The sequence below is a fragment of the Streptomyces sp. genome (assembly GCF_031181555.1).
GTDB classification, from domain to species: Bacteria; Actinomycetota; Actinomycetes; order Streptomycetales; family Streptomycetaceae; genus Streptomyces; species Streptomyces fimbriatus.
Genome location: NZ_JAPSKQ010000257.1, coordinates 1 through 5,833 on the forward strand (window position 1 = coordinate 1; position 5,833 = coordinate 5,833).

A 5,833-nucleotide genomic window follows, 5' to 3' on the forward strand; every position below is an offset into this window, starting at 1 on the left:
TGTCCTCCATGCAGCTCGACGAGGCCGACCGCGGCTTCGCCTACGCCCAGGACGCCCCGCTCGACATGCGCATGGACCAGACGACCGGCGTCAGCGCCGCCGAGGTCCTCAACACCTACCCGCCCGGCGAACTCGTCCGCATCCTGCGCGCCTACGGCGAGGAGAAGCAGGCCAAGCGGATCGTGGCCGCGATCGTGCGCGAGCGCGAGAAGGAGCCGTTCACGCACAGCGCCCGCCTGGTCGAGCTGATCCGGGACGCGCTGCCGCAGGCCGCCAAGCGCACCGGCGGCAACCCGGCCAAGCGCACCTTCCAGGCCCTGCGGATCGAGGTCAACGGCGAGCTCTCGGTACTGGAGCGGGCGATCCCGGCCGCCGTGAAGGCCCTCGACGTGGACGGGCGGATCGCCGTGCTGTCGTACCACTCCCTGGAGGACCGGCTGGTCAAGCAGGTGTTCGCGGCGGGCGCCGCCACCACCGCGCCGCCCGGACTGCCGGTCGTCCCCGAGCGTTACCAGCCCCGGCTCAAGCTGCTCACGCGCGGTGCCGAACTCCCCACCGAGGAGGAGATCGCCGAGAACCGCCGCGCGGCCCCCGCGCGGCTGCGCGGCGCCCAGCGGATCCGGGAGGATCCCGAGTGAGGCGGACGAGGCGTCACGAAGCGCACGCGGGCACACCTGGCGTATGAGTGAGGCGGGTGACGGGCCGGGCGTGCGGGTGGGAAAAGCGAACTCAGGGGAGCGTGAGTGAGTAGGAAACCCGAACTGAAGGGGAGGGCGGCCCGTCTCGCCCAGCTCTTCCCCACCGGACGCGCCCAGGCGGCGCGCACTCCCTTCGTCCTCCTCGTCGTCCTGCTGCTCGGCGGCGGTCTGATCGGCCTCCTGGTGCTGAACTCCGCCCTCAGCGAGGGCGCCTTCCGGCTCGACGACCTCCAGCGGGAGACCAAGAACCTCACCGACGAGGAACAGGCCCTGCGGCGGGACATCGACGCCTACTCCGCCCCCGACGCCCTCCAGCGCCGCGCCCGCGAACTCGGCATGGTGCCCGGCGGCGGCCCCGCCTTCCTCGGCCCCGACGGAAAGGTCAAGGGCGTTCCCGGCCCCGCCTCCGCGGCCAGCGCCCCCCTGGTCCCCGCCCCCGAGGCGCCGGCCACCGGGACGGTCCCGCCCCCCGCCCCGGGGACCGCGACCCCGGCCCCCGCCCCCACCTCCTCATCGACCCCGGGCAGGTGACGGAAGTGTCCGACAGGGAACCGCTCCGCCGCCGGGTGCCCGGACCCGCCGGGCCCGCCCGCCCGGGCACCGGACAGCGCCCCGGGCCCGGCGCCCGTCCGGTCCGCCGCCCCGGCCCGCCCCGGCCCGGGGCCCCGAAGGCCATCCGGCTGGGCAGCCCGCGGCCCCGCCTGCGCCTGATCGGCGTGGCCCTGACCCTGGTCCTGCTCGCCTTCGTCGTACGCCTGTTCCAGGTGCAGGCCGTCGACGCGGGCACGTACGCCGCCAAGGCCGAGCAGAACCGCTACGTCGGCCAGGTGCTGGCCGCCGAACGCGGCGAGATCACCGACCGCAGCGGCGTGGCCCTGGCGACCAGCGAGGACGCCTACGACATCACGGCCGACCCCACGATGTTCACCCCGGACGAGCTGGGGATCGCCGACGGCCCCGAACAGGCCGCGGCCCTCCTCGCCCCGATCCTCGGCCAGGACCAGGACGAGCTGGTCGAGAAGCTGCGCCCGGAGAACAAGGCCCTGCGCTACGTCAAGCTGGCCAGCCGCCAGACCCCGCAGGTCTGGAAGCAGATCAAGGACCTGAAGTCGGCGCTGGCGAAGAAGGCGGAGAGCGACGAGTCCGCGGCCAACGTCCTCGCCGGTGTCCTCTCCGTGCCCACCAGCAAGCGGGTGTACCCCAACAACGAGCTCGCCGCCGGAATACTGGGCTGGGTCAACGCCGAGGGCAGGGGCGGCGGCGGCATCGAGCTCCAGCTGGACAAACGGCTCGCCGGCAAGGACGGCAAGATCCGATACGCCCAGTCCGGCGGCCGGCTCGTGCCGACCGCGGGCTCCGCCGAGACCCCGGCCGTGCCCGGCAGCGACATCGAGCTCACCATCGACCGCGACATCCAGTGGGCCGCGCAGAACGCCATCAGCCGGCAGGTGAAGGAGTCCGCGGCGGACCGCGGCTACGTCATCGTCCAGGACACCCGCACCGGCGAGGTCCTCGCGATGGCCAACGCGCCCGGGTTCGACCCCAACAACCTCTCCGAGGCCGCACCGGAGACGCTCGGCAACGCGGCCGTCCAGGACGCCTTCGAACCCGGCTCCACCGCCAAGGTCCTGTCGATGGCGGCCGTCCTGGAGGAGAACGCCGCCACCCCGACGACGCATGTCGTCGTGCCCAACCGGCTGCACCGCGGCGACCGGCTGTTCAAGGACGACGTCGACCACCCGACCTGGTACCTGACGCTCAACGGCGTGCTCGCCAAGTCCAGCAACATCGGCACCATCCTGGCCACCGGCCAGCTGGGCAAGACGCAGGCGCAGGCCAACAAGGTCCTCTACGACTACCTGCGCAAGTTCGGCTTCGGCAGCCACACGGGGCTCGGCTTCCCCGGCGAGACCAAGGGCATCCTCGCCCCGCCCGACACCTGGTCGACCTCGCAGCAGTACACGATTCCTTTCGGCCAGGGCGTGTCCATCAACGCCATGCAGGCCGCCTCCGTCTACTCGACCATCGCCAACGGCGGCGTCCGCATCGAACCCACGCTGGTGCGCGGCTCCACGGGACCCGACGGACGCTTCACCCCCGCCCCGGAGCCCGAGAAGACGCGGGTCGTCAGCGAGAAGACGGCGAAGACGCTCGCCCGGATGCTGGAGTCGGTCGTGGACGACGAGGAGGGCACCGGCACCAAGGCGCGCATCCCCGGGTACCGGGTGGCGGGGAAGACGGGTACGGCCAACCGCGTGGATCCGGCCACCGGCAAGTACCACGGCTACACCTCGTCCTTCGCCGGCTTCGCCCCCGCCGACAAGCCGCGGGTCACCGTCTACTGCGTCATCCAGAACGCCACCGAGGGCAGCTACTTCGGCGGCCAGATCTGCGGACCCGTCTACAAGCAGGTCATGGAGTTCGCCCTGAAGACGCTCCAGGTGCCGCCGACCGGCGCCGAACCCGCCAACCTACCGGTCACCTTCAAACCCTGATCAGCACCGAGCCACCAGGAACCACCCCGTGACGACGATCACCCCCGACCCCGGGAACCAGAACGCCCCCCGCCCCTCACTTCGCCCGGAAGCAGGTACGCCCGGTACGCTCACCGCCGTGCCACACGCTGATCAGTCCCAAACCATCCAGAAGGGCCATCCCGTGACATATCCGGGACCGCCCCGGCCGGCGCAGGTCTCCGCCACACCCCTCGCGGAACTCGCCGACCAGCTGGGTGCCCCCACGCCGGACCGGGCCGCCGAGGTCACGGGCATCACCCACGACTCGCGTGCCGTCCGCCCCGGCGACCTGTACGCCGCCCTCCCCGGCGCCCGTGCCCACGGCGCCGACTTCGTCACCCAGGCCGCCGGCCTCGGCGCGGCCGCCGTGCTGACGGACCCGTCCGGCGCCGAGCGCGTCGCCGCGGCCGGGCTGCCCGCGCTGGTGGTCGACGACCCGCGCGCGCGGATGGGCGAGCTGGCGGCGACCATCTACGGCCACCCGGGCCGCGATCTGCTCCAGATCGGCATCACCGGCACCTCCGGCAAGACCACCACCGCGTACCTCGTCGAGGGCGGCCTCAAGACCGTCCGCAGCACGGGACTGATCGGCACCGTCGAGATGCGCATCGGCGAGGAGCGCATCAAGTCCGAGCGCACCACGCCCGAGGCCACCGATCTGCAGGCGCTGTTCGCCGTCATGCGGGAACGCGGCACCGACGCGGTCGCCATGGAGGTCTCCAGCCACGCCCTGGTCCTCGGCCGGGTCGACGGCTGCGTCTTCGACATCGCCGTCTTCACCAACCTCAGCCCGGAGCACATGGAGTTCCACTCCGACATGGAGGACTACTTCCGGGCCAAGGCGCAGCTGTTCACGCCGGAGCGCAGCAGGCTCGGCGTGGTCAACGTCGACGACGAGTACGGCCGCCGCCTCGTCAAGGAGGCCGGCGTCCCGGTCGTCACCTACTCCGCCGAGGGCCACCCCGACGCCGACTGGCGCGCCGAGGACGTCCGGGTCGGCCCCATGGACTCGGCGTTCACGGTGGCCGGTCCCGAGGGCGAGCGGATCGCCGCCCGGTCGCCGCTGCCGGGCCCCTTCAACGTGGCCAACACCCTCGCCGCGATCGTCGCGCTGGCCGCCGCCGGCCTCGACCCGCAGGCCGCCGCCGACGGCGTCGCCGCCGTACCGGGCGTGCCGGGCCGGCTGGAGCGCGTGGACGCCGGGCAGCCGTACCTCGCGGTGGTCGACTACGCCCACAAGACCGACGCCGTGGAATCGGTGCTGCGCGCCCTGCGCAAGGTCACCGAGGGCAAGGTGCACATCGTGCTCGGTTGCGGCGGCGACCGCGACCACACCAAGCGTGCCCCCATGGGCGCCGCCGCCGCGCGGCTCGCCGACACCGCCGTACTGACCTCCGACAACCCCCGCTCCGAGGACCCCCTCGCGATCCTCGCCACCATGCTCCAGGGCGCGGCCTCCGTCCCCGCCCACGAGCGCGGCGAGGTGCAGGTCTTCGAGGACCGGGCCGCCGCGATCGCCGCCGCCGTGGCCCGGGCACAGCCCGGCGACACCGTGCTGGTCGCGGGCAAGGGCCACGAGCAGGGGCAGGACATCGCCGGGGTGGTGCGTCCCTTCGACGACCGCCAGGTGCTTCGCGAAGCCATCAAGAAGACCCAGGGATGAACTTGTGATCGCCCTCTCCCTCGCCGAGATCGCAGAAGTCGTCGGCGGGCAGACGCACGACATACCGGACCCCTCCGTCCAGGTCACCGGACCGGTCGTCCGGGACTCACGGGAGGCGGGTCCGGGCAGCCTCTTCGTCGCCTTCGTCGGCGAGCACGTGGACGGCCACGACTTCGCGGCCGCGGTCGTCGAGGCGGGCGCGGTGGCCGTGCTCGCCTCCCGCCCGGTCGGCGTGCCCGCGATCGTCGTCGAAGACGTCCAGGCGGCCCTCGGCGCCCTCGCCCGGCACGTCGTCGAACGGCTCGGCGCCACCCTCGTCGCGCTCACCGGCTCGGCCGGCAAGACCAGCACCAAGGACCTCATCGCGCAGGTGCTGCAGCGCGAGGCGCCGACCGTCTTCACCCCCGGCTCGCTCAACAACGAGATCGGCCTGCCGCTCACCGCCCTCACCGCCACCGAGGAGACGAAGTTCCTCGTGCTGGAGATGGGAGCGCGCGGAATCGGCCACATCCGTTACCTCACCGGCCTGACGCCCCCGAAGGTCGGGCTCGTCCTGAACGTCGGCAGCGCCCACATCGGCGAGTTCGGCGGCCGCGAGCAGATCGCGCAGGCGAAGGGCGAGCTGGTCGAGGCCCTGCCCCCGGCCGAGGAGGGCGGTGCCGCGATCCTCAACGCGGACGACCCCTTCGTACGGGCCATGGCCTCCCGTACGAAGGCGAAGGTGATCCTTTTCGGAGAGTCCGACGAAGCGGACGTTCGGGCCGAGAACGTGCGACTCACGGACAGCGGACAGCCCTCTTTCAGGCTTCACACACCCTCCGGTGCATCTGATGTGACCATGCGCCTGTACGGTGAGCATCACGTGTCGAACGCGCTCGCCGCGGCCGCCGTCGCCCACGAGTTGGGCATGTCCGCAGACGAGATCGCCCGCGCGCTCTCCGAGGCGGGCTCCCTCT

At 72.6% G+C, this 5,833-nt stretch carries 5 protein-coding genes; all 5 read left to right on the plus strand.

The window, feature by feature from the left end; genetic code table 11:
• Positions 1–638, plus strand: a 638-nt coding sequence (gene rsmH, locus RIM90_RS29985) for a 16S rRNA (cytosine(1402)-N(4))-methyltransferase RsmH (protein ID WP_309063887.1), incomplete at its 5' end; no start/stop codon positions are given.
• 105 nt (positions 639–743) lie between these two features.
• Positions 744–1,229 carry a hypothetical protein gene (locus tag RIM90_RS29990; RefSeq protein WP_309063888.1) on the plus strand — a complete coding sequence of 162 codons (486 nt, stop codon included), beginning with the start codon at positions 744–746 and terminating at the stop codon, positions 1,227–1,229.
• Between the two features lie 5 nt (positions 1,230–1,234).
• Entirely contained in the window at positions 1,235–3,193 is a 1,959-nt protein-coding gene (locus RIM90_RS29995) for a penicillin-binding protein 2 (protein WP_309063889.1), read from the plus strand.
• Between the two features lie 163 nt (positions 3,194–3,356).
• Positions 3,357–4,877, plus strand: coding sequence for a UDP-N-acetylmuramoyl-L-alanyl-D-glutamate--2,6-diaminopimelate ligase (locus tag RIM90_RS30000; RefSeq protein ID WP_309063890.1), 1,521 nt, complete (start codon positions 3,357–3,359; stop codon positions 4,875–4,877).
• Positions 4,878–4,881: 4 nt separating this feature from the next.
• On the plus strand, positions 4,882–5,833 hold a 952-nt coding region (gene murF / locus RIM90_RS30005), incomplete at its 3' end, for a UDP-N-acetylmuramoyl-tripeptide--D-alanyl-D-alanine ligase (RefSeq protein WP_309063891.1).